Annotated in this window: 21 protein-coding genes; 16 read left to right on the top strand and 5 right to left on the bottom strand. The window is 71.5% G+C overall.

From position 1 onward, the window contains the following. Nucleotides 1-120 precede the first annotated feature (120 nt). From HNR70_RS15085 to HNR70_RS15125, 9 genes are all read left to right on the top strand, one after another. A complete protein-coding gene (locus tag HNR70_RS15085; RefSeq protein ID WP_184326376.1) occupies nt 121-1113 on the top strand; it encodes a glutamate ABC transporter substrate-binding protein in 993 nt (330 codons plus the stop codon). Nucleotides 1114-1225: 112 nt separating this feature from the next. Beyond that, nucleotides 1226-1924 (top strand): amino acid ABC transporter permease, encoded by a 699-nt coding sequence (locus tag HNR70_RS15090; protein WP_184326377.1) that lies wholly within the window; start codon nt 1226-1228, stop codon nt 1922-1924. Then, complete coding sequence (locus tag HNR70_RS15095) at nt 1921-2754, top strand: amino acid ABC transporter permease (RefSeq protein ID WP_184326378.1); 834 nt, start codon at nt 1921-1923, stop codon at nt 2752-2754. Before HNR70_RS15090 ends, HNR70_RS15095 begins: the two co-directional genes overlap by 4 nt. 39 nt (nt 2755-2793) lie before the next feature. Continuing rightward, nucleotides 2794-3612, top strand: coding sequence for a class II glutamine amidotransferase (locus HNR70_RS15100; RefSeq protein WP_184326379.1), 819 nt, complete (start codon nt 2794-2796; stop codon nt 3610-3612). A gap of 147 nt (nt 3613-3759) precedes the next feature. Next, a complete protein-coding gene (locus tag HNR70_RS15105) occupies nt 3760-4662 on the top strand; it encodes an ABC transporter ATP-binding protein (RefSeq protein ID WP_312857693.1) in 903 nt (300 codons plus the stop codon). After that, complete coding sequence (locus HNR70_RS15110) at nt 4659-5309, top strand: ABC transporter permease (RefSeq protein WP_184326380.1); 651 nt, start codon at nt 4659-4661, stop codon at nt 5307-5309. The genes HNR70_RS15105 and HNR70_RS15110 overlap by 4 nt, the downstream gene beginning before the upstream one ends. Then, nucleotides 5306-5983 carry an ABC transporter permease gene (locus tag HNR70_RS15115; RefSeq protein WP_184326381.1) on the top strand — a complete coding sequence of 226 codons (678 nt, stop codon included), beginning with the start codon at nt 5306-5308 and terminating at the stop codon, nt 5981-5983. Before HNR70_RS15110 ends, HNR70_RS15115 begins: the two co-directional genes overlap by 4 nt. Before the next feature lie 106 nt (nt 5984-6089). Then, nucleotides 6090-7064, top strand: a complete 975-nt coding sequence (locus HNR70_RS15120) for an ABC transporter substrate-binding protein (RefSeq protein WP_184326382.1) — start codon at nt 6090-6092, stop codon at nt 7062-7064. Further along, the gene (locus HNR70_RS15125; protein WP_184326383.1) at nt 7064-7897 is read left to right on the top strand and encodes an SDR family oxidoreductase; all 834 of its coding nucleotides are present in this window, start codon (nt 7064-7066) and stop codon (nt 7895-7897) included. The genes HNR70_RS15120 and HNR70_RS15125 overlap by 1 nt, the downstream gene beginning before the upstream one ends. Nucleotides 7898-7991: 94 nt before the next feature. Here the strand turns inward: HNR70_RS15125 and HNR70_RS15130 are convergent, their stop codons facing one another. The 4 genes from HNR70_RS15130 to HNR70_RS15145 form a co-directional block, all read right to left on the bottom strand. After that, nucleotides 7992-8780, bottom strand: a complete 789-nt coding sequence (locus HNR70_RS15130) for an IclR family transcriptional regulator (RefSeq protein WP_184326384.1) — start codon at nt 8778-8780, stop codon at nt 7992-7994. Continuing rightward, entirely contained in the window at nt 8777-9271 is a 495-nt protein-coding gene (locus HNR70_RS16115) for a cupin domain-containing protein (protein ID WP_184326385.1), read from the bottom strand. The genes HNR70_RS15130 and HNR70_RS16115 overlap by 4 nt, the downstream gene beginning before the upstream one ends. A gap of 131 nt (nt 9272-9402) precedes the next feature. Continuing rightward, a complete protein-coding gene (locus tag HNR70_RS15140; protein WP_184326386.1) occupies nt 9403-10653 on the bottom strand; it encodes an aminopeptidase P family protein in 1251 nt (416 codons plus the stop codon). Nucleotides 10654-10817: 164 nt separating this feature from the next. Beyond that, a complete protein-coding gene (locus HNR70_RS15145) occupies nt 10818-12197 on the bottom strand; it encodes an MFS transporter (protein ID WP_184326387.1) in 1380 nt (459 codons plus the stop codon). A gap of 433 nt (nt 12198-12630) precedes the next feature. Between HNR70_RS15145 and HNR70_RS15150 the strand changes: the two genes are divergently transcribed. After that, nucleotides 12631-14406 (top strand): hypothetical protein, encoded by a 1776-nt coding sequence (locus HNR70_RS15150; RefSeq protein ID WP_184326388.1) that lies wholly within the window; start codon nt 12631-12633, stop codon nt 14404-14406. Between the two features lie 30 nt (nt 14407-14436). Here the strand turns inward: HNR70_RS15150 and HNR70_RS15155 are convergent, their stop codons facing one another. Further along, nucleotides 14437-15198 (bottom strand): GntR family transcriptional regulator, encoded by a 762-nt coding sequence (locus tag HNR70_RS15155; RefSeq protein ID WP_184326389.1) that lies wholly within the window; start codon nt 15196-15198, stop codon nt 14437-14439. A 247-nt stretch (nt 15199-15445) separates the two neighbouring features. On the opposite strand from HNR70_RS15155, the gene HNR70_RS15160 reads away from it, so the two are divergent. The 6 genes from HNR70_RS15160 (at nt 15446) to HNR70_RS15185 (ending at nt 22196) form a co-directional block, all read left to right on the top strand. Further along, nucleotides 15446-16663, top strand: a complete 1218-nt coding sequence (locus HNR70_RS15160; RefSeq protein ID WP_184326390.1) for a sarcosine oxidase subunit beta family protein — start codon at nt 15446-15448, stop codon at nt 16661-16663. A gap of 17 nt (nt 16664-16680) precedes the next feature. Beyond that, the gene (locus HNR70_RS15165; RefSeq protein WP_184326391.1) at nt 16681-17139 is read left to right on the top strand and encodes a sarcosine oxidase subunit delta; all 459 of its coding nucleotides are present in this window, start codon (nt 16681-16683) and stop codon (nt 17137-17139) included. Further along, nucleotides 17132-20095, top strand: a complete 2964-nt coding sequence (locus tag HNR70_RS15170) for a 2Fe-2S iron-sulfur cluster-binding protein (protein WP_184326392.1) — start codon at nt 17132-17134, stop codon at nt 20093-20095. Before HNR70_RS15165 ends, HNR70_RS15170 begins: the two co-directional genes overlap by 8 nt. Then, nucleotides 20085-20819: a sarcosine oxidase subunit gamma family protein gene (locus HNR70_RS15175; RefSeq protein ID WP_312857694.1), complete on the top strand. Its 735-nt coding sequence runs from the start codon at nt 20085-20087 to the stop codon at nt 20817-20819. Before HNR70_RS15170 ends, HNR70_RS15175 begins: the two co-directional genes overlap by 11 nt. Before the next feature lie 225 nt (nt 20820-21044). After that, nucleotides 21045-21530, top strand: a complete 486-nt coding sequence (locus tag HNR70_RS15180) for an SRPBCC domain-containing protein (RefSeq protein WP_184326393.1) — start codon at nt 21045-21047, stop codon at nt 21528-21530. A gap of 117 nt (nt 21531-21647) precedes the next feature. After that, a complete protein-coding gene (locus tag HNR70_RS15185; protein ID WP_184326394.1) occupies nt 21648-22196 on the top strand; it encodes an SRPBCC family protein in 549 nt (182 codons plus the stop codon). Nucleotides 22197-22213 lie beyond the last annotated feature (17 nt).

Here is a 22213-nt window from a genome sequence, read left to right on the forward strand (position 1 = left end):
CAGCGCCCCGCACCCGGCGCCCCCGTTCCCGGAGCTCGCCCCGCGCGAGCACCGCCACCAGCTCCCCACCTGTCCCTGCACCGCCGTCCCACCGGACGGCACCGAAGATCGGAGAGATCCATGACCAGCACCAGCTTCCGCCCCGGCCGTCGGGCCATCGTCGCCGCCGCGGCGACCCTGCCCCTCGTCGGCCTCGCCGCCTGCTCCTCGGACACCGGCGAGGGCCCCGACCTCGGCGGCGGTGACAGCGGCGGCGACGCCAGCGACGGCGGCGGTGCGGGCGGCGACGCCTTCGCCGACGTGATCGCCTCCGGTCCCGTCGCCGCGGACGACGCCGTCGCCGCGAGCGCCTGGGCCACCGCCATCAAGGACAAGGACCAGCTCATTCGCGGCGGCACCCTCGCCAACCAGGTCTTCTCCCTCGCCTCCACCTCCGGCGGCCAGCCCACCGGCTTCGACGCCGGCATCACCCAGCTGCTGGCGAAGTACATCCTGGGCGAGGGCGGCGAGGAGAAGGTCGAGTACATCGACACCACCGTCGAGACCCGCGAGACCCTCGTCCAGAACGGCACCGTGGACTGCGTGATCGCGACCTACTCGATCACCCCCGAGCGTCTCGAGGTCATCAACTTCGCCGGCCCCTACTACCTCTCCGGCACCGCCATCCAGGTCCGCACCGAGGATGCCGAGACCATCTCCGGCCCCGGGGACCTCACCGGTCTGAACCTGGTCACCCAGGCCAACTCCACCGGCATCCAGGCGATCGAGGAGTTCGTCACCGATCCGGGCGACGTCCAGACCCTCCCGGACAACGAGTCCTGCGTCGCGGCGCTGAAGCAGGGCCGCGCCGACGCATACGTCCTGGACCAGGGCGTGCTGCTCGGCAACTCCGCCGCGGACCCCGACGTCACCGTGGTCGGCGAGCCCTTCGTCGACGACCCCTACGGCATCGGCCTGTCCCAGGACAACGAGGACGCCCTCGACTTCGTGAACACCTTCCTCCAGGAGATCATCGACTCCGGCACCTGGGAGCAGCTCTGGACCGCCACCATCGGCCAGGTCATCGAGGGCGACGCCCCCGAGCCGCCCGTCCCCGGCGAGCTGCCCGCCTGATCCCTGCCACCGCCGCCAGATCCCCGCGGCGACCGGCGCCGACGGGGACCCCGGCCGCACCCGGCCCGGTGGTCCCCGTCGGCCGTCCCCCTTCCGCACCGAGAGGTTCCAGATGGACGCCATCCGCGAGAACATCCCCCTGCTGCTCCAGGGCATCGGGACCACGGTCGCCCTGACCCTGCTGGGCTACACGTTCGCGCTCATCCTCGGCACCGTGCTCGCGGTCGCCCGGGTCAGCCCGATCCCGCCGCTGCGCTGGGCCGCCACCGTGTACGTCGAGATCTTCCGCAACATCCCGCTGCTGAGTCTGCTGATCCTGATCTCGTTCGGTCTGCCGGACGTGGGGCTGCTGCTGCCGTACTTCTGGTGCGGCGTGCTGGGGCTGACCCTGTCCTCGGCCGCGTTCGTGTGCGAGAACGTCCGCTCGGGCATCAACACCGTCCCCATCGGCCACGCCGAGGCGGCGCGCTCCATCGGGCTCGGCTTCTTCGGAACGCTGCGCTTCGTGGTGCTGCCCCAGGCCTTCCGCACCATGATCCAGCCGCTGGTGAACGTGTTCATCGGCACCGTGATCGGCTCGGCCCTGTGCTCCGCGATCGCCGTCCAGGAGATCACCTGGGTCACCCAGACCCTGAACATCCGCTACGCCCAGGCGGTGCTGATGTTCCTCATCGCCGGTGCCGTCTACCTGATCCTGTCTCTCGGCGGCGCGGCGGTGGGCAGCGCCATCGAGCGGGCCGTCGCCCCCGGCGGTCGCGGCCGCTCCGAGGCGACCCGCCGCCTCGACGTCACGGCAGGAGCGCAGGCATGAGCGCAGCATCGAACTCCTCCACCGCGACCCAGGTCCTCTTCGACGCCCCCGGGCCCAAGGGCCGCCGGCGCATCCTGATCCTCTCGATCCTCAGCGTCGTCGCGATCCTCGCGATCCTCGCCGGGGCGCTGTGGCAGTTCCACGCCAACGGCCAGCTCGACCCGAACAAATGGGTCGTCTACCTGCGGGCCGATTACATCGCCTTCCTCGGCCAGGGCCTGTGGGGCACCCTCAAGGTCACCGCGCTCGCGGCGGTCGTCGCCTTTCCCCTCGGGCTGCTGCTCGCGCTCGCGCGGCTGTCCCGCGTGAAGCTGGTCAGCACGCTGGCCGCGGTGTGGATCGAGTTCTACCGCGGCATCCCGATGCTGCTCGTGGTGTATGCGTTCCTGCTGGCCCTGCCGGCCTTCGGCGTCACCTTCCCGCGGTTCTGGATGCTGGTGATCCCGATGATCCTGGTCTCCTCCGCCTCCACCGCCGAGGTGTTCCGCGCCGGCATCAACGCCGTGGACAAGGGCCAGCACGAGGCCGCCGCCGCGATCGGCCTGGGCCGACGCGACGCCATGGCCTCGGTGATCCTGCCGCAGGCCGTGCGCCTGGTCCTGCCGAGCCTCATCCTGGCGCTGGTCTCGCTGCTCAAGGACTCCACCCTCGGCTACGTGGTCAGCTACAACGAGCTCCAGTTCCAGGGCAAGACCCTGGTCTCCATCACCCGCTACCTGGTCCAGACGTACCTCGTCGTCTCGGTGATCTACATCGTCATCAACTTCCTGCTCACCCGCATCGCCCTCGCGCTCGATGCCCGGATGAAGGCCCGCTCGGCCGCGAGCTGACAGGCACCACCGGCCCCGCGCCGGAGAGAAGGACCCTCCATGTGCCGACTGCTCGGCGTCGTCTCCCGCTTGGAGCACGCGCTGACCGAACTCGTCCCGGGCGAGCTGCCCCTGTTCACCGCGCTCTCCGAGCGCCACAAGGACGGCTGGGGCGTGGCCTCCTACCCGTCGGGCTCGGGGGCCGACGGGGGCGACGACCCGGCCCCGCTGCGGCCGCTCGTGCGGCACGGCATCGACACGGCGCTGGCCTCGAACGCCTACGGCGACGCGGTCGCGGAGGCACGCGGCGAGGTGATCGCGGTGCACCTGCGCCGCGCGAGCGTGGGCCTCGCCCTCGAGCTCGCCAACACCCACCCCTTCGTCGAGGGGGAGATGACCTTCAGCCACAACGGCCAGTTCGACCTCTCCGAGGAGCTTCGCGCGCGGATCCTCGCCCGGGGCGGCCGCACCCCGGCCGGCACGACCGACTCCGAGCTGTTCCTCTCGCTGATCACCGCGTGGGCCGACGAGCTCCCGCGGGTGGGCGGGAACCGCGACTGGGCGGGCGCGATCCAGCACGCCGCCGCCGAGCTCACGCAGCTCACCACCGAGCTGTTCGGGCGCCCGCCCGAGTCGCTGAACTGCCTGCTGACCATGCCGGGCGCCCTCGTCGCCTACGCCCAGCACGATCCCGCGCAGGCGCCCGAGGACCAGCCCGTCGAGGTGTATGACCTGCGCTGGCGCGCGGATGCCGACCGTGTGCTCGTCTCCTCGACCGGTTACCCGCAGGAGGGCTTCTCGACCCTCGCGCAGGGCGCGGCGCTGACCATCCACCGCGGCTCCCTCCGGGTCGAGGAGCACGCGCCGCTCACGGGCTGAGGCCGACGGCGGCCCGTCGGGACCTCGGCCTCCCGTCCGACCGGCCGGTCGTGGCCCCAGCCCCAACGCACCCCGCCGTCGTGCCCGGGCGGTAGGGTGGGCATCCCGGCGGCGAGAGCTCGTCGGCACGACCTGCTGGGAGGCCCCGTGATCGGTTTCGAGAACGTCCGCAAGGAGTACCCCGGCGGTACTGTCGCCGTGGAGGACTTCTCCCTCGACATCGCCTCCCACGAGGCGGTGGCGCTGGTGGGCACCTCGGGCTCGGGCAAGACCACGCTCATGCGCATGGTCAACCGCATGGTCGACCCCACCTCCGGCCGCGTCCACATCGACGGCGAGGACGTCGCCGGGATGGATCCCGTGCAGCTGCGGCGCTCGATCGGCTACGTCATGCAGGCCTCCGGGCTGCTCCCGCACCGCACCGTGCTGGACAACATCACCACCGTCCCGGTGCTGCGCGGCACCTCCAAGGCCGCTGCGCGCGAGCGGGCCCGGGAGCTCATGGCTACCGTGGGCCTGGCCGAGGAGCTCGCGACCCGCTACCCGGCCCAGCTCTCCGGCGGCCAGCAGCAGCGGGTCGGGGTGGCCCGCGGCCTCGCCGCCGACCCGAACATCCTGCTGATGGACGAGCCCTTCGGCGCCGTCGACCCGATCGTGCGCGACGAGCTCCAGGGCGAGCTGCAGCGCCTCCAGCGCGAGCTGAAGAAGACGATCGTGTTCGTCACCCACGACATCGACGAGGCCTTCCGCATCGGCGACCGCGTGGTCATCCTCCGCCCCGGGGGGATCATCGCCCAGGTCGGCACCCCGCAGGAGATCCTCGCCGACCCCGCCGACGACTTCGCCGCCTCCTTCGTGGGCGCCGACCGCGGCGCCCGCACCCTCCACGTCGAGCACGTCGACGGGCGCGACATCGTCGTCGACGCCGACGGCCGCGCCGCCGGGGTGCTGCAGGGCGGGCCGACGGGCGCGGGTGGGAGCGCCGGCGCGGGCAACGGGCGGCCGACGGGCGGGCCAGGGAGCCGGCCGACGGGGCAGGGCGCCGCGTGAGCTGGGTCCTCGACAACCTCGACGTGATCGCGGGGTACACCGGCGCGCACCTGCTCCAGGCGCTGCCGCCGATCGTGCTCGCCTTCCTGCTCTCCCTGCCGCTGGCGAAGCTCGCCAACGCCCGCGGCTGGCTGCGCACCGGCGTCACCACCGCCTCCGGGCTCATGTACGCGATCCCCTCGCTGCCCCTGTTCGTGCTGCTGCCGGGCCTGATCGGCACCGGCGTGCGCAGCCCCCTGAACATCGTCATCGCCCTGACCCTCTACGGCCTCGCGCTCATGGTCCCCACCGCCTCGGACGCCTTCCGCTCCGTGGGCCGGGACGTGCTCGGCTCCGCCACCGCCCAGGGCTACGCCCCATCCGCACGGTTCCTCCAGGTCGAGCTGCCGCTGGCCGGGCCCGTCCTCCTCGGCGGGGTGCGGGTCGTCGCCGTCAGCACGATCTCGCTGGTCACCGTCGGCGGCGTGCTCGGCGTGCCGAGCCTCGGCATGCTCTTCGTGGACGGGGTGCGCCGCGGCATCATCGCCGAGGTCGCCGCGGGCGTGGTCGTCACCGCCGCGCTCGCCCTGCTCCTGGACGCCCTGCTCGTCCTGCTCGGGAAGGCGCTCATGCCCTGGACCCGCACCGGCGAGGGGAGGCGCGCATGAACGAGTCCGGCAGCCCCTTCGTCCAGGCCTTCGTCTGGCTCGCCGACCCCGCCCGCTGGTCCGGTCCCGCCGGGATCCCCGTCCGCACCGCCGAGCACCTCGGCTACACCGCCCTCGGCGTGCTCGTCGCCGCGCTCATCGCGATCCCGCTCGGGCTGTACGTCGGCCACACCGGACGGTTCAAGAGCCTCGCCGTCGCCGCGGCCGGCGCCGCCCGCGCCCTGCCCACCCTGGGCCTGGTGACCCTGTTCGCCCTGCTCATCGGCATCGGGCTCACCGCCCCGCTGCTGAGCTTCGTGATCCTCGCGATCCCGTCCCTGCTCGCCGGCGCCTACTCCGCCGTCGAGTCGGCGGACCCGGCCACCGTCGACGCCGCCCGCGCCCAGGGCATGACCGAATGGCAGATGCTCACCCGCGTCGAGATCCCGCTCGGCATGCCGCTGCTGATCGGCGGGTTCCGCGGCGCGACCGTTCAGGTCGTCTCCACCGCCATGCTCGCCGCGTACGTCGGCAACGGAGGACTGGGCCGCTACATCTTCCAGGGTCTCGGCTCCCAGGACTACCCGCAGATGATCGCCGGATCGCTGCTCGTCATCGCGCTCGCCCTCGTCCTCGACCTCGCCCTGCTGCTGCTCCAGCGCGCCACCGCCCCGCGCGGGATCGTGCGCGCGTGACGGGGCGGGGCCCGTCCGTATCCCACCCCGCCTGCATCCCAGCCCGCCCCCACCTGCCAGCCCGCACGCCTACCCTGATCCCGTCGGCCGACCCCAGGAGAACCCCATGAGCACCCAGTCCACCCGCCGCCACATCCTCGGCGCGCTCGGCGCCGGCGGCCTCGCCCTCGGCGCCGCAGCCTGCGGCTCCTCCGACCCCTTCGAGGACGAGAACGGCTCCGGCGGCTCCGGCGAGGGGAGCGGCGGCGCGTCCGACGGAGGCTCCGGCGCCTCGGGCGGCGGGGGCACCCTCGCGATTGGCTCCCAGGCCTACTACTCCAACGAGATCATCGCGGAGCTGTTCGCCCAGGCCCTCGAGGCGGCCGGGTACACCATCGACCGTCAGTACCAGATCGGCCAGCGCGAGGTGTACATGCCGGAGCTCGAGTCCGGCGCGCTGGACATCTTGCCCGAGTACCTCGGCAACCTCCTCCAGCACTACGAGCCCGACGCCCCCTCGGCGAGCCCCGAGGAGATCCAGGCCGCCCTCGGCGAGGCCCTTCCGGAGGGGCTGCGGGTCCTGGACTTCGCGGACGCCTCCGACCAGGACTCCTACACCACCACCTCCGAGTTCGCGACCGAGAACTCCCTCACCTCCATCGGGGACCTCGCCGGCGTCGACGAAGACCTGAAGATCGCCGCGAACAGCGAGTTCGAGGTGCGGCCCTACGGCCCCGAGGGCGCGAAGTCGGTGTACGGCGTGGACGTGACCGTCGTGCCCGTCGAGGACTCCGGCGGCCCCCTCACCGTCCAGGCGCTCCTGGACGGGAACGTGCAGCTGGCGAACATCTACACCGCCGACCCCGCCATCGCCGAGAACGACCTCGTGGTCCTCGAGGACCCGGAGGCGCTGATCCTCCCGCAGAACGTGGTCCCCGTGGTCGGCGAGAAGGTCGACGAGACCGCCGCCGAGGCGATCAACGGCGTCATCGCTGCGCTCTCGGCCGAGGACCTCGTGGAGCTGAACCGTCGTAGCACCGTGGACCAGGCCTCCTCCGCGGACATCGCCTCGCAGTGGCTGAGCGAGAAGGGCCTGGTCTGATGCGCGTGGTCATCACCGGCGCGACGGGGAAGGTGGGCGGCGAGGTCGCGCGCCTCCTCGCCCCGGTCCACGCCGTGGACCTGCGCCTGGTGGGTCGCAGCCTCGAGCGCGCCCCGCAGATCGAGGGCGCCGAGCTGGTGCGCGCCGAGTTCTCCGACGCCTGCCGCGAGGCCTTCGCCGGCGCCGACGCGGTGCTGCTGGTCTCCGCCGGGGAGGCCGCCGACCGTCTCGACCAGCACCGCACCGCCATCACCGCGCTCGCCGAGTCCGGGGCGAAGCACGTGGTCTACACGTCCTTCCTCGGCGCCGGGCCGGAGGCCGAGTTCACCCTCGCCCGCGACCACGGCGCGACCGAGCAGATGCTGCGCGAGTCCGGGGTGCCCTGGACCGTCCTGCGCGACAGCTTCTACGCCGACGTGCTGCTCGACTTCGCCGGCCGCGACCGCGTGATCCGCGGCCCGGCCGGCAGCGGGCGCTGCGCCTTCGTCTCCCGCCGCGACGTCGCCGAGGTCGCCGCGCACATCCTGCGCAGCCCCTCCGCCTGGGCGGGCCGCACCCTCGGCCTCACCGGACCGGTCGCCGTCACCCTCGGCGAGGCGGCGCTGCAGATGACCCGCGCCCGCGGCGAGGAGTACGAGTACGTCGACGAGACCCTCGAGGAGGCCCGCGCGTCCCGCGCCCCCTACGGTGCGCCGGACTGGCAGGTCGACGCCTGGATCAGCACCTACACCGCCATCGCCTCCGGGGCGCTGGACGTGGTGACCGACGACGTCGCCGAGGTGCTCGGCCGCGCGCCGCGCACTCTGGCCGAGGCGGTCGCGGACCCGCTGTGAGTGGGGCGGGCATGAGCGTGGTCGTGCTGTGAGCGGGGCCGTGCTGTGAGCGGGGCCGTGCTGTGAGCGGGGCCGTGCCGGCCGCGCTGGGGAGTCAGCCCTCCTGCAGCGCGCCGAGGCGGCGCGAGATCGCGTCGGCCGCCTGCTTGGTGCACTGGCCGAGGACGGGCAGCTGCTCGTCGCCCGCACGGTAGAACGGCGCGGCGAGCAGCACGGCCGCGGCGACCTGCCCGCGATGGTCGCGCACCGGCGCGGAGACGGACACCTCGTCCTCCGAGGTGGCGCGGTCGTTGATCGCCCAGCCCCGCTCGCGCACCTCGGCGAGACGGTCGAGGTAGGCGGAGACCTCCCAGCCGTCCTCGAGCTGGATCGTGCCGGAGGAGACGAGCTGCTCGGCCTCGGCGGCCTCGAGGTGGGAGAGGAACACCTGCACCGTCGAGCTCAGCGCCGTGCGGTAGTGGCTGCCCAGGATCGAGGTGTGCTTGATCTGGTGGCGGCTCGGGACCTGCTCCACGGTCACCGCGGCCTCCCCGTTCCACACCGCGAGCGCCGAGGTCTCTCCCGTCAGCTCGGCGAGGGTCTGGAGGTCGTCGACGGCGACCTGTCGCACGTCCAGCTGAGCCAGCAGCGGGCCCGCGACAGCGATGAGGCCGAGCCCGAGGCGGAAGCGGCGCGTGCGAGGGTCCTGCTCGACCACGTGCTCCTGCTCGAGGGTCGCGAGGATCCTCGAGACGCTGGACTTGTGCAGCCCCACCTTCTCCGCGATCTCGGTGACGCCCTGCTCGGGCTCGTCCACCGTGAAGCAGCGGATGATCCGCAGGACGTTGACGATGACGGACGGGCCGCGGGTGCTGTCGCTGCGATCGCCGGCGGAGGTGCTCATCCTCGGATCCTAACGGCGTCGCGGTTCACGGCGTCGCGGGCGGCGATCGCCTTCCGGTAGGAGCGGAAGCCGCTCATGTCGAAGACGCCCGGCGGACCCCACACCACCAGCAGGCGGAGCTCCTCGTCGCCCTCGCAGGCCAGGTCGTGCGCGATGCCGATCGGTGCGCGCAGCGCGTCGCCGGGACCGAGGAGGTGCTCCGCCCCGTCCTGGCGGATGCGTGCCTGGCCGGAGAGGACCAGGTAGATCTCCTCGAGCGCGGGGTCGGCATGGGCGGGCATGCCCTCGCGGGCACCGGGGGAGAGGATCCAGGTCTGCACCCCGACCGGCAGCTGGGACAGACCGGCGAAGTGGTGGCGGATGCGCAGGTCCCCCTCGGCCTCGTGGAGGGTGTGGGCGAACTCGTGCGCGCCCGCGCGCTCGAGGGTGCTGTCCGCCGTGCTGTCAGGCGGGGCGGGATCCGACGGGGAGGGGGTGTGCGGGGTGCTCACGGGGAGTCCTTCCTGTCCCGGCTGCGCGGCCCGGACGCGGGCGGAGACGCTCCCCGCCCGGGACGGCGACGCCGGCCGACGCCGCCCGCGAGGGGCAGGGCGCCGACCGGCATCGACGGTGCGGCCTCTGATCAGGCGCTGATGATGTTGTGCTCGGGGCCGAAGGGGAACTTGGTGATGTCCTCCGCGCCGTCCTCGCCGACCACGAGGATGTCGTGCTCGCGGTAGCCGCCGGCGCCCGGCTGGCCCTCGGGCACGGTGATCATCGGCTCCATGGAGACGACCATGCCCGGCTCGAGCACGGTGTCGATGTCCTCGCGCAGCTCCAGGCCCGCCTCGCGGCCGTAGTAGTGCGACAGGACGCCGAAGGAGTGGCCGTAGCCGAAGGTGCGGTTCGGCAGCAGGCCGTAGCCGATGTAGATCTCGTTGAGGGCGTGGGCGATGTCCTTGCAGACAGCGCCGGGCTTGATCAGCTCGATGCCGGCCTTGTGCACCTCGACGTTGATGTTCCACAGGCGCAGCGACTCCTCGTCCGGCTCGCCGAAGAACAGCGTGCGCTCGAGGGCCGTGTAGTAGCCGGTCGGCATCGGGAAGGCGTTCAGCGAGAGGATGTCGTGCTCCTGCACCTGACGGGTGGTCGCCCAGTTGTGCGCGCCGTCGGTGTTGATGCCGGACTGGAACCACACCCAGGTGTCGCGCACCTCGCGGTGCGGGAAGGCCTTGGCGATCTCGCGGGTCATGGCCGCGGTGCCGGCCAGGGCGACCTCGTACTCGGTGACCCCGGCGTGGACGGCGTCGCGGATGGCCTCGCCGCCGATGTCGCCGATGCGGGCGCTCTCGCGGATCACCGCGATCTCCTCGGCGGACTTGATCATGCGCTTTCGCATCGCGTCCTGGGAGATGTCCACGAGCACCGCGCCCGGGAAGGCGTCCTGCAGGCGCTGGCGGAGCAGCAGCGGCATGGAGTCGTCCTCGATGCCCAGGCGCTTGGGGCTGGTGACACCGCGCTGGGAGAGGGCCTGCTGGAGCGCGTAGTAGTAGTTGTCGCGGTTCCAGTCGGTGTAGACGATGTTCTCGCCGTAGCTGGTGCGCCAGGGCATGCCCGCGTCGATGTTCGCGGTGATGGTGCAGGTGTCGTCGGCGGTGACGACCATGCCGTAGGAGCGGCCGAAGTACGTGAACAGGAAGTCCGAGTAGTACTTGATGCCCTGGTAGCTGGAGAGGATCACGGCGTCGAGGCTCTTCTCGGCCATGATCTCGCGCAGTCCGCCGAGGCGGCGCTCGAACTCTGCGTCGGAGAAGGTGAGCTGCTGCTTCTCGCCGTTGTGGAGGACCTTCAGGCGCTCGAGGTCGCTGACGTAGGTGGCGGTGTTGGCGTTCATGGGTGTCTCCTTCGAGGCAGGGGAGGGGTGGGGCCGGTCGGCCCCGGGATGGGTGGGAGTAAGAGGTTCGGGGGCGGCCGCCGGGAGCTGGGCCGATGGATGAGGAGCGAGGAGGCGTGGGGCCGGGTGCGGCCGACGGGGCGTTCCGCGGGCCGCACCTGCGCTCAGTTGCCGCCTGCGGAACGCTGCTCAGCGGCGTTCCAGGCGCGCTCCTCCTCGGCGGCCGCGGCCTTCGCGGCCTTCGGGTCGTAGGCGTCGCCCTGGAAGATCAAGGCGATGAGCCCGATGGCCGACAGGGTCATGATCAGGAAGGCCGGTGCGTAGGAGTTGTCGGTGATGGAGATCAGCCAGGTCGCGATGAACGGGGCGGTGCCGCCGAAGATCGCGTTGCCGAAGTTGAACGGGATGGAGAAGCCGCTCAGGCGCACCTGCGGGGGCACGGCCTCGATGAAGTAGACGGCGAAGGTGGAGTCGTTGAGGCTGAAGAGGGCCACGAGCGAGATCTGGATGAGCAGGACGCCCACGAATCCGGACTGCCCCAGCAGCACGAACGCGGGGTAACTGAGCAGGATTAATCCGACGGCGTTGATCAGCAGCAGGCGGCGCCTGCCGTAGGTGTCCGACAGCCACGCGCCCAGGAAGATCAGCGGCAGGTACAGGATCAGGGCCAGGGAGAGGATGACGCTGGACTGGAAGGCGCTCAGCCCCAGCTCCACTTCGATGTACGTGACCATGTAGGTGAGCACCAGGTAGTAGCCCGAGGCGTTCACTGCCATGATGAAGAGCATCCATAGCATGGACTTCCAGTGATCCCGGATCAGCTCGACCAGTGGCGCGGTCGCGACCGACTTCTCCTCTTCCATCTTCTTGCGGACGGGAGAGTCTGAGACCTTCGAGCGGATGTAGCGCACCACGATGGTGAGCACGGCGGCGAGGAGGAACGGGATCCGCCAGCCCCACTCCTGCATCGCCTCGGTGGAGAGCAGCCCGTTCAGAGCGGTCGCGGCGACGGAGGCGCCGAGGAACCCGGCCGACGTTGCCAGCGGAACGGTCGAGACCCAGCGGGCGCGCTTGTCCAGCGGCGCATGCTCGGCCAGCAGCACGGCGGCGCCCGAGTACTCGCCGGAGGCGCAGAAGCTCTGGAGCATGCGCGCGACCAGAAGCAGGATCGGGGCGGCGACGCCGATCGTCGCGTATGTGGGCAGCACGCCGATCGTGAAGGTCGCAACGCCCATGCCGACGATGGTCAGGGTCAGGGTGCGTTTGGGGCCGATGCGGTCGCCGAAGTGTCCCCAGAACAGGCCGCCGATGGGGCGGATCAGGAACGAGATCGCGAAGACGCCGAATGTCTGCAGCAGGGCGGTGGTCGGGTTGGCGTTGGGGAAGAACACCATCGCGATGGTGGTGGCGAGGTACGCGTAGCTGGCGTACTCGAACCACTCGATGAACGTGCCGAGCCCCACCGTGCCGACCGTGAGGCGGACCTGCGCGCGCGAGAGCCGAGGTCGGGGGACCGATGAGTCGGGGGCGAGGTCGGTGGCCATGGATGCTCCTGTCTTCCTCGAGCGTCGATGGTCGAGGGATGCCGGGACGCCTGAACCGCACGACGTCGAGTGTTGCATTCAAGTCAACTGCGTTGCATTGAGTGTGACGAGTGTTCGGCGTCACGTCAAGGGGGCCAGGCGAAGCGTCGGAACAGACTGCTCAGTAGGTGGTGACGAGGCGAGCAGTCCGGTGTCAGCATTGGCCATGTCGCCCGATGGAGCCAATGGGACGAAGACGGCTGGGTTCTCTCGCTGGGTGGACCGGCTGCGAGCGGCCATGCACTCAGGGGAGGCGTTAGACCTGAGGGGCGAGCCGAGGGCTCCGGAATTGCCGGAGTGTGGCCGAGAGGTCAGGTTCTCTTCGGGCTGGAGGATTCCTGACATCGAAGCTTCTCCTGAGTCGACACATATCCCCGCTTCAGCCATTCGCCGAGTGCTGCTCGATCCTGAGGTAGGGGCAGATCCTCGAGGGCTACGGATCCATGGAGCGGTCGTCGTCGGTGGACTGGAACTGAACGGCGCTGCCGTGCGATGCGCCCTCTCGGTAACGTGCAGCCACTTCGTCGAGGTGCCTGACTTCGGAGCGGCGACCTTGCCCGCGCTCTCTCTGAGTGGGTCTGCGGTTCCGGGGCTTCGAGCGGATGGAATCCGCCTTGGGGCAGGAGGGTTCAAGGCGGATCAACTCAGTGCGGAGGGCGTGGTGCGGGCAGTGGATGCCCTGATCTCGGGCTCGTTGAGGCTGCAGAACGCGGAGCTGAAAGCGGCGAGTGGGCCCTCTCTGTCTTTGGATCGAGCGCGGATAGACGGGGAACTTGATGCCGAGGCGCTCCACACATTTGGGCGATTCCATGCCCTGGGTGCCGTGGTCGGTGGGCAGGTAAACGTGCGCGAAGCGGTGCTCAATGGTGTTGGTGCAGCTGCTCTGTCCCTGGACCGAGCGCGCATCGGTGGCGGCCTCATCGCGACCGGGTTGAAATCGTCCGGGGCAGTTCGCGCCCGCGGGGCAGTCATCGCTGGACAGGTCAACGTCTGCGAGGCGCAGTTGCAGGGCGATGGCGATGCTGCGCTCTCCCTCGGGCGCACGCGCATCGAAGGAGGGGTATTTGCGCAACGACTTGAGACGGCTGGCGAGGTTCGCGCGATCGGGCTCGTGGTGGCAGGCCAACTGAATCTCCGAGAGGCCGTACTGGACGGAGCTGGAGGCCCAGCTTTGAACCTCGATCGGGCGCGGGTCGACGGGAACCTCATCGCCGAGGGTGTACGGGCGACGGGTGAGATCCGTGCTCGGGGCGCAGCTCTCCCCGGAGTGCTGAACATGGACCGCGCGGTGCTGGACGGGAGGGGCGGAATAGCCCTTACCCTCGACAGGGCGAGGAGCGGTGGAGGAATCTCTGCGCGAGAGATGACGTCGTCCGGTGGCGTCCGTGCTGTCGGAGCTGTTGTTGCTGGCCGCCTGGACCTCGAAGATGCGGTGCTGAACGCCGCGGAGATGGCGGCGCTGAATCTCAGGCAGGCAGAAATCGGCGAGCTGAGCATTCCAGGACTCGGTGAGCGCTGGGCAGGCGAGATGGAGTTCGATCATGCCACGGTGGCGGTTCTGGATTCCGGCGCTGAGCGCCCTGAACACCCGGCAGTGCTGAAGGCCTCAGGGTGGACACTCGGTCAGGTTACGGTGCACCTGAAAGCCGACTCGACGTCGTTTGGCGAGTGGCTTGCAGTGGGCGCGGACTTCGAATCGCAGCCCTGGGCGGAGGTCGCCTCCTTCTACCACCGTGTGGGGCAGCCCGGACATGCGAGAAGGATGCTCATCGAGATGGAGCGGCGGGCCACCGGCCGCTTGACTCCGACGCGACGCTGGCTACGAAGAATCCTGTATGGCGGAACAGTGGGGTACGGATATCGACCGATGCTCGCATTGATCTGGCTCGCGGTGATCGCCGCGGTCGCCGGAGTCCTGACTTGGTGGGCCCCTCGGGGCGCCTTCGTCAATGCGGACGATGGGTCCGCTTCGGACGCGGCTGTGGGGCCCACTCCCTGGGTGGTGGCGATGGAGGCCGCGCTCCCGGCGGTGGATCCGGTCGTGGACAACCCGTGGGAGCCGATACAACTGTGGATGCAGGTGATGTTCACGGCGCTGGGGGCCGCCGGTTGGCTTCTGGGCATCTTCTTCGTCGCGGGGGTCACCGGCATACTCCGCAAGACGAACTGATAGCCGCCGGGCGCCGAAGAGCCGCCCCGCTCAGAGCACCTTGCGGATCGAGGTCTCGAACTCCGCCACGTGCGCGCTGATCAGCTCCGCGGCGCGGTCGGCGTCGCCGGCGAGGATCGCGTCGAGCAGCACTTCCAGCTCGGTGACGTGGGAGTCGAGGTCCGGCAGACGGTGGGTCGCCATGCACCAGATTCGGGTCGAGAGGTTGTCCAGGCGCACCAGCCCCTCCTCGAGGTACGGGTTGCCGCCGGCGCGGTAGATCGCACGGTGCACGTCGATGTCCACCCGCATCGCGGCGCGCGGATCCGCGGCGCCCCCGTCGGCCGAACTCGTCGCGGCATCCCCGTCGGCCGAGCCGGCCGCGCTGCCCCCGTCGGCCGCGCCGCCCCCGTCGGCCGACGCGCCGGTGCCCGACCCGCCCGCCGTCAGCGCCTCGAGCCGGCTGCGCGCCCCTTCGAGCAGCGCCCGGGCGGCCGGGTCCGTGGCCCGGGCCGCCGCGCGGACCGCGACCGGCTCGAGCGCCGCGCGCACCTCGGTGATCGCGGCGAGGGCGGTGATGTCCACGTGGGTCGCGAAGGTGCCGCGACGCGGATAGGAGACCACCAGGTGGTCCAGCTCGAGGTGCTTCATCGCCTCTCGCAGCGGCGTGCGCCCCACGCCGAGCTCCTCGGACAGCCGACCCTCCTGCAGGGGCTCGCCGGGGGCGATGTCGAGCATGATCAGCCGGTCGCGCAGGGCGACGTACGCCTGCTCCGCGAGCGAGCCGGTGGAGGTTCCGGCGAGGGTGGTCATGTCTCTCCTGGGGTGGGTCGTGCCGGTGGTGCGGGGTCCATTGTCCGTCGGCGGCGTCCGCTCGCCGCGCTCCGGGAACACCGGAAGATCACGGAGGGGTCACGGTGAGAGAGGCGGTTGACGGCCGACGGGGGCCAGCCTACTGTGGCCCACACCTGATATATCAGTCGTCGATCACATCGGCGCCGCCCGGTCGCGGCGATCTCCAACGACGGAGGCCGCCGGGCCCGTCTCCGAAGGGACCTCCATGGCTGACCTTCTGCCCGAGCATCCTGATTTCCTGTGGAACAACCCCGAGCCCAAGTCCGGCTATGACGTCGTGATCGTCGGCGGCGGCGGTCATGGGCTCGCCACCGCCTACTACCTGGCCTCCCGCCACGGCATCACCAACGTCGCCGTGCTCGAGCGTGGCTGGCTGGCCGGCGGGAACATGGCCCGCAACACCACGATCATCCGCTCCAACTACCTCTGGGACGAGTCCGCGGCGATCTACGAGAAGTCCCTGAAGCTGTGGGAGCAGCTCCCCGAGGAGCTCGACTACGACTTCCTGTTCAGCCAGCGCGGCGTGCTGAACCTCGACCACACCCTCGGCGACGTGCGCGGCTCCGTGCGCCGCGTCGAGGCCAACAAGCTCAACGGCGTCGACGCCGAGTGGCTGGACCCCCAGCAGGTCAAGGAGGTGGTGCCGATCCTCAACATCTCCGAGGACATCCGCTACCCCGTCATGGGCGGCACCTACCAGCCCCGCGCCGGCATCGCCAAGCACGACCACGTCGCCTGGGCCCTCGCCCGCGCCTCGGACCGCATGGGTGTGCACATCATCCAGAACTGCGAGGTCACCGACATCATCGTCGAGAACGGCCGCGCGGTCGGGGTGGAGACCACCCGCGGACGCATCAACGCCGGGAAGGTCGCGATGGCCGCGGCCGGCCATTCGAGCGTCGTGGCGGAGGCCGCGGGCGTGCGCCTGCCGGTCCAGTCCCGTCCCCTGCAGGCGCTGGTCAGCGAGCTGTTCGAGCCCGTCCACCCCACCGTGGTGATGAGCAACCACGTGCACGTGTACGTCTCCCAGGCCCACAAGGGTGAGCTGGTGATGGGTGCAGGCGTGGACCAGTACAACGGCTACGGGCAGCGCGGCGCCTTCCACGTCGTCGAGGACCAGCTGGCCGCGGCCGTGGAGCTGTTTCCGATCTTCGCCCGCGCGCACGTGCTGCGCACCTGGGGCGGCATCGTGGACGTCACCGCGGACGCCTCGCCGATCATCTCCAAGACCGAGGTGGATCAGCTCTACGTCAACTGCGGCTGGGGGACCGGCGGCTTCAAGGCCACCCCCGGCGCGGGCTACGCCTTCGCGCACACCATCGCGAACGACGAGCCCCACGACATCAACCGGCCCTTCGCCCTCGAGCGCTTCGAGACCGGCCACCTCATCGACGAGCACGGCGCCGCCGGCGTCGCACACTGATCACCGGAGGCCCCTTCATGCTCCTCATCGAATGCCCCTACTGCGGCCCCCGCAACGAGGTCGAGTTCCACTACGGCGGCGAGGCCCACGTGCCCTACCCCGAGGATCCCTCGGCGCTCAGCGACCGCGAGTGGTCCGAGTACCTCTTCTACCGCGCCAACCCCAAGGGGATCCTGGCCGAGCGCTGGCAGCACTCGGCCGGCTGCCGCAAGTGGTTCAACGCCCTGCGCGACACCCGCACCTACCGCTTCGAGCAGGTCTACGAGATGGGTACCCCGCGGCCCGACCTGCCGCCGGTCCCCGAGATCCCGGCCGACGCCGCCGAGCCCGACCGCTTCGCGGCCGCGGCCGCCACCGAGGGCCGCACCGAGACGCCGCTCGCTGATTCCACCGGCGCCTCCGGCACCTCCTCCGCCGGCACCTCCACCACCGACCCCTCCTCCCGGACCGAGCAGAACGGGGACCACCATGGCTGAGCGCACCGACGCACGCCGCGGGCCCGCCCACGGGATCGACCCGTCGCGGCCGCTGACCCTCACCGTCGACGGCGAGACCGTCCCCGCCCTCGCGGGCGACACCGTCGCGAGCGCCCTGCTCGCCGCGGGCCGCCACACCGCCGCGGACTCGATGTACCTGCGCCGCCCGCGCGGCATCATGGCCGCCGGTCTCGAGGAGACCAACGCCCTGATCACCGTCCACGACCGCCGCGAGGACGGGACCGACGAGTCCATGCTCCCCGCCACCGCGGTCGAGGCCGTCGACGGGCTCGAGGCGAGCCTGCTGAGCGGCCTGGGCGTGCTGGACCCCCGCGAGGACACCGCGTACTACGACCACAAGCACGTCCACGCCGACGTGCTCGTGGTCGGCGCGGGCCCCGCCGGTCTCGCCGCCGCCCGGGAGGCCGCCCGCAGCGGCGCCCGCGTGGTCCTCATGGACGAGCAGCCGATCGCCGGCGGCTCCCTCCTCTCCTCGCGCGACCTGCGCATCGAGGGCAGGGACGCCATGGAATGGGCGGACGCGACCGTCGCCGAGCTGCGCCGCACCGGGGACGTCACCGTCCTCGCCCGCACCACCGTGTTCGGCAGCTACGACTCCAACTACGTCACCGCCCTGCAGAAGCGCACCGACCACCTGGGCCTCGCCGGCTCCGCGGAGCGCCCTGGCGTCTCCCGCGAGCGGGTCTGGCACGTGCGCGCCGCGCAGGTCGTCCTGGCACCGGGCAGCATGGACCGCCCCGTCGTGTTCGCGCACAACGACCGCCCCGGCATCCTGCTCGCCGCGGCCGTGCAGACGTACCTCAACCGCTACGGCGTCGCCGTCGGCGAGGACGTCGCGGTCCTGACCACCAACGACTCCGCCTGGGACGTCGTCGCGGACCTCCACGCCGCCGGGGTGCGCCTCCCCGTGGTCGTGGACTCCCGCCCCGAGCCCACCGCCCGCGCCGCCGCGGTCGTCGCCGCCACCGGCGTCGACGCCCGCTTCGGCTGGGCCGTCGTGGACACCGACGGGGACGGCGAGGGCGGCCGGATCTCGGCCGTGAAGATCGCCCCGCTCGGCGCCGACGGCGAGGTCGCCGGGCACGTCGAGACGATCGCGGCCGACGCGCTCGCGGTCTCCGGCGGCCTGTCGCCGCTGGTGCACCTGCACTCCCAGCGCCAGGGCCGGATCCAGTACGACGAGTCGCTGACCTCGTTCGTCGCCGTCCCCTCCGTCGAGGCCCAGCACCTCGCCGGCAGCGTGCTCGGCACCGCCGACCTCGCCGCCGCGCTCTCCCAGGGCGCGGAGGCCGGGGCCGCCGCCGCGACCGCCGCCGGGTTCTCGACCACCGCGCAGGTCCCGTCGGCCGACGCGCAGAGCGTCGCCGAGACGGCCGGCCCCGTGGCCGCCGCCCGGCCGCTGTGGCTGGTGCCGAGCCCGAGCTCGGGCCCCGTCGGCCGCGCGACCGAGGACCCCGAGGCCTGGCGCGAGCACTTCGTGGACCTCCAGCGCGACCAGACCGTGCGCGACGTGCTGCGCGCGCTCGGCGCGGGCATGAGCTCCGTCGAGCACGTCAAGCGCTACACCTCCATCACCACCGCGAACGACCAGGGCAAGACCTCCGGCGTCGCCGCGATCGGTGTCATGTCCGTGCTGCTGGGGGAGAGCGACCTCGGCGGCATCGGCACCACCACCTACCGCGCCCCTTACGCGCCGGTGTCCTTCGCGGCCCTGGCCGGCCGGCGCCGCGGGCAGATGTTCGACCCCGCCCGCATCACGTCCCTGCACCAGTGGCACCTCGAGCACGGCGCCGTCTGGGAGGACGTGGGCCAGTGGAAGCGCCCGCGCTACTTCCCCCAGGGCGAGGAGGACATGGACGCGGCGGTGCTGCGCGAGTGCGCCGGCGTGCGGACCTCCGTGGGCATCATGGACGGCACGACGCTGGGGAAGATCGAGATCCGCGGCGCGGATGCGGCGACGTTCCTCAACCGCGTCTACACCAACGGCTTCCTCAAGCTGCCCGTCGGCAAGGGCCGCTACGGCGTCATGACCGGCCCCGACGGCATGATCATGGACGACGGCGTGACCCTGCGCCTGGCCGACGACCACTTCTTCATGACCACCACCTCCTCCGGCGCCGCCAAGGTGCTGGACCACCTCGAGGAGTGGCACCAGACGGAGTGGCCCGAGCTGGACGTCGCCATGACGTCGGTGACCGAGCAGTGGACCACCATCACCGTCGCCGGGCCCCGCTCCCGCGACGTGATCGCCAAGGTCGCCCCGGAGCTCGACGTCTCCAAGGAGGGCTTCGCCTTCATGGAGTTCCGCGACACCGTCCTCGCCTCCGGCATCCCTGCGCGCATCCCGCGCATCTCCTTCTCCGGCGAGCTCGCCTTCGAGATCAACGTGGACGCCTTCTACGGCCGGAAGGTCTGGGAGGACGTGTACGAGGCCGGCCAGGAGTTCGACGTGGTCCTGTACGGCACCGAGACCATGCACGTGCTGCGCGCCGAGAAGGGCCTGATCATCGTCGGCCAGGACACCGACGGCACGATCACCCCCCACGACGCGAACATGTCCTGGGTGGTCGGCGCGAAGAAGAAGGACTTCATCGGCAAGCGGTCCCTGGACCGTCCCGACTCGGTCCGCGAGGACCGCCGCCAGCTGGTGGGCCTGCTGTCCAAGGACCGCACCACCCGCCTGCCCGAGGGTGCGCAGCTCGTCGCGGCGGGCACGCCCATCACCCCCGAGGAGGGGCCGGTGCCGATGATCGGCTGGGTCTCCTCCTCCTACGACTCGGCCGCCCTGGAGCAGCCCTTCGCCCTTGCCCTCGTGGAGGGCGGGCTGGGCCGCATCGGCGAGACGATCGTGTCCCCGCAGAACGGGACCCTCGTCGAGCTCGAGATCACCTCCCCCGTGCTGGTCGACCCCGAAGGAGCCCGTCGTGACGGCTGAGAACCCCACCCCCGCAGCGCCCGAGGACCCCTGGGCCCGGATCAAGCCGCCGAGCCGCGAGCCCGCACAGCTGGCCGAGCTCGACCAGATGCGCATCGGCCCCGCCCGCCACCTCGAGGGCCTCATGGCCTCGGCGGGCGTGGAGGGGGAGCGCGGCGTGTCCCTGCGCGAGCACGAGTTCGCGGTCCAGATCGGCCTGCGCGCCGTGCCCGGCTCCGCGAGCGCTGCGGCGCTCGAGCAGGTGCTCGGCGTGCCGCTGCCGACGACCCACGGCGTGGTCACCGGCGATCCGGACGGCCTGCACGTGCTGTGGCTGTCGCCCGACGAATTCCTCGCCGTCGACGTCTCCCGCCCGCAGACGCCCGGCGTCGAGGTGCCCTGCCAGGAGGCCCTCGCGGGTCTGCCCGGCCAGGCCGTGGACCTCTCCGCCAACCGCACCGTGCTGGTGCTCGAGGGCCCCGGCGCCCGTGAGGTGCTCGAGAAGTCCGTCGCGATCGACCTGCATCCGCGCGTGTTCGGCGTGGCCCGGGCCGAGGCGACCCTGCTGGGCACCGTCCCGGTGCTCCTCGTCCGCGCCGGGGAGGACACCTGGCGCGTGCTGCCCCGCGCCTCCTTCGCCGACCACGTCACCAAGTGGCTGGTCGACGGGATGACAGAGCTCGGCTCCACCTCCCCGGAGGAGGAGTCCGCGGCCGCCTCGGTGCGGCCGGCGCAGTACGCCTGAACGGGAGGCGACTGCGAGAACGTCGGCCGGCGGGTCCTCTGGGGAGAGGGGTCCGCCGGCCGACGCATGCTCGGGGGAGGGGCTCGTCGGCAGACGGGGGCCGGGAGCCCCGTCGGCCGACGGGCGTGCCGCCGACATACGCGCCCGCAGGGCGCTGACCAGGCATGTCGACCGTCCGGTCGCCGGATCCGTGACATCCGGGCGCGATCGCGGCAGGGTGGAGGGATGAGCAACGACCAGACGCAGCTGACCGTGACCCGCACCGTCGACGCCCCCGCGAAGGACGTCTTCGCGGTGCTGACCCTCCCGGCCCGCCACTCCGAGTTCGACGGCTCCGGGACCGTCCGCGCTGCCGACGACACCGAGCGCATCACCGCCTCCGGCCAGAAGTTCGTGATGAACATGCACGCCGACCACATGGGCGGCGACTACCGCACCCACAACTTCGTCACCGCCTACGACGAGAACAAGATGCTCGGCTGGCAGCCCGCCCCCGAGGAGGACGGCATCGCCCCCGAGGGGCCGCTGGGCTGGGAGTGGCTCTACACCCTCACCCCGCAGGGCAGCGACGCCACCGAGGTGGCGCTGACCTACGACTGGTCCGGCGTCGACGACAAGGAGCTCCTCCAGCAGGTCGGCTTCCCCGCCATCCCGCGCGAGGCGCTCGAGGAGTCGCTGAACCTCTTGGCCGCGACGGTCACCAAGGGCTGATTCCGCGGATCCCGCGCCGGCGGCGCCGATCTCTGCCAGGCTTGCGCCACGCGACGGCGCGTCCGTCGCGGGTGCAGGCGGCTCGATCGCGCCGCCGCGTGACCCCAGGAGCGCATCATGGCCGACGACACCCTCTCCGCCACCGACCCCGTGCCCGACGAGATCGTGCGCAGCACCCTCATCCGTGCGCGGCCGGAGACGGTCTACGGGATCATCCGAGAGCCCGGCTGGTTCATCAACGACGGCGAGTACCGCCCCCACGAGATCTCGGCCGACGGGGACCTGGTGCGCGTGGTCGACCCCGTCCACGGCACCTTTCAGCTCGAGATCGAGCGGCGCGATCCCCCGAACCGCATCGCCTTCCGCTGGCTCGGCGGCGGGATCGGCGACATCGCCGATGCCCCGCACAACACCGTCGAGTTCTCCATCCGCCCCGAGGGCGGCACCGTCGCCGACGGGGTGGTGCTCACCGTGCGGGAGCGCGGCTTCGCGAAGCTGGGCCTCGACGAGGCGGTACGCCGACGCAACTACGAGGAGAACCTCGCCGGCTGGGAGCAGCAGCTCGAGCTCGCGAAGGCCCTCGCCGAGAACGGGCGCGGCGGAAACGGGGACGGATCGAGCGAGGAGCAGGAGCGGTCTGAGCAGGACGGTTCGGCCGACGGCTGAGCCCCGACCGCGCCGCA

Origin of the sequence: Brachybacterium aquaticum (assembly GCF_014204755.1) — a bacterium.
GTDB classification, from domain to species: Bacteria; Actinomycetota; Actinomycetes; order Actinomycetales; family Dermabacteraceae; genus Brachybacterium; species Brachybacterium aquaticum.

What these genes read in the sequence shown, in the direction of transcription:
- HNR70_RS15100 (WP_184326379.1), top strand. Translation starts at nt 2,794, where the DNA reads ATGTGCCGACTGCTCGGCGTCGTCTCCCGCTTGGAGCACGCGCTGACC.
- HNR70_RS15130 (WP_184326384.1), bottom strand. Translation starts at nt 8,780, where the DNA reads ATGAGCACCTCCGCCGGCGATCGCAGCGACAGCACCCGCGGCCCGTCC.
- HNR70_RS15115 (WP_184326381.1), top strand. Translation starts at nt 5,306, where the DNA reads ATGAACGAGTCCGGCAGCCCCTTCGTCCAGGCCTTCGTCTGGCTCGCC.
- HNR70_RS15120 (WP_184326382.1), top strand. Translation starts at nt 6,090, where the DNA reads ATGAGCACCCAGTCCACCCGCCGCCACATCCTCGGCGCGCTCGGCGCC.
- HNR70_RS15165 (WP_184326391.1), top strand. Translation starts at nt 16,681, where the DNA reads ATGCTCCTCATCGAATGCCCCTACTGCGGCCCCCGCAACGAGGTCGAG.
- HNR70_RS15085 (WP_184326376.1), top strand. Translation starts at nt 121, where the DNA reads ATGACCAGCACCAGCTTCCGCCCCGGCCGTCGGGCCATCGTCGCCGCC.
- HNR70_RS15140 (WP_184326386.1), bottom strand. Translation starts at nt 10,653, where the DNA reads ATGAACGCCAACACCGCCACCTACGTCAGCGACCTCGAGCGCCTGAAG.
- HNR70_RS15090 (WP_184326377.1), top strand. Translation starts at nt 1,226, where the DNA reads ATGGACGCCATCCGCGAGAACATCCCCCTGCTGCTCCAGGGCATCGGG.
- HNR70_RS15125 (WP_184326383.1), top strand. Translation starts at nt 7,064, where the DNA reads ATGCGCGTGGTCATCACCGGCGCGACGGGGAAGGTGGGCGGCGAGGTC.
- HNR70_RS15160 (WP_184326390.1), top strand. Translation starts at nt 15,446, where the DNA reads ATGGCTGACCTTCTGCCCGAGCATCCTGATTTCCTGTGGAACAACCCC.
- HNR70_RS15095 (WP_184326378.1), top strand. Translation starts at nt 1,921, where the DNA reads ATGAGCGCAGCATCGAACTCCTCCACCGCGACCCAGGTCCTCTTCGAC.
- HNR70_RS15185 (WP_184326394.1), top strand. Translation starts at nt 21,648, where the DNA reads ATGGCCGACGACACCCTCTCCGCCACCGACCCCGTGCCCGACGAGATC.
- HNR70_RS15170 (WP_184326392.1), top strand. Translation starts at nt 17,132, where the DNA reads ATGGCTGAGCGCACCGACGCACGCCGCGGGCCCGCCCACGGGATCGAC.
- HNR70_RS15155 (WP_184326389.1), bottom strand. Translation starts at nt 15,198, where the DNA reads ATGACCACCCTCGCCGGAACCTCCACCGGCTCGCTCGCGGAGCAGGCG.
- HNR70_RS15180 (WP_184326393.1), top strand. Translation starts at nt 21,045, where the DNA reads ATGAGCAACGACCAGACGCAGCTGACCGTGACCCGCACCGTCGACGCC.
- HNR70_RS15145 (WP_184326387.1), bottom strand. Translation starts at nt 12,197, where the DNA reads ATGGCCACCGACCTCGCCCCCGACTCATCGGTCCCCCGACCTCGGCTC.